Source organism: Seonamhaeicola marinus (assembly GCF_008085455.1).
Genome location: NZ_VSDQ01000296.1, coordinates 1 through 673 on the forward strand (window position 1 = coordinate 1; position 673 = coordinate 673).

Below are 673 nucleotides of genomic sequence, written 5' to 3' on the forward strand. Positions count from 1 at the left end.
AATCAGCTAAGGGAAGAATTACGTACACATAATTACAATTATTATGTGCTTGATACTCCAACAATTTCAGATTTTGAATTTGATATAAAACTAAAAGAACTTCAAGCTTTAGAAGAAAAACACCCTGAGTTTTTTGATGCAAACTCGCCAACACAACGCGTGGGAGGTGCTATTACCAAAAATTTTGAAACAGTTGTACATGAGCACCGTATGTATTCTTTAGATAATTCATACTCAAAAGAAGATTTACAAGATTGGGAAACACGCATAAAAAAACTAGTTGATGGCAACGTACAATACACCTGTGAGCTAAAATATGATGGCGCTTCAATGAGTTTAACCTATGAAAACGGTAAGTTAGTACGTGCTGTAACAAGAGGCGATGGTTTTCAAGGTGATAATGTTACAGCCAATGTAAAAACAATAAAATCTGTACCATTGCAGTTAAAAGGCGATTTTCCTTCAAAGTTTGATATTAGAGGCGAAATTGTTTTGCCTTTTGATGGGTTTAATAAAATGAATGAAGCACGTTTGGCTAATGGTGAAGAGCCTTACAGAAACCCAAGAAATACAGCTTCAGGAAGTTTAAAGTTACAAGATAGTTCTGAAGTTGCTAAACGCCCTTTAGAATGTTTACTTTACAATATTACAGGTAAAAATTTAGGTATAAAAA

1 protein-coding gene is annotated in these 673 nt (G+C 33.7%); it reads left to right on the plus strand.

What is annotated here, in order from left to right:
- A partial coding sequence (locus FUA24_RS04050; RefSeq protein ID WP_449441417.1) for a DNA ligase LigA-related protein occupies positions 1–673 on the plus strand: 673 nt, incomplete at both ends.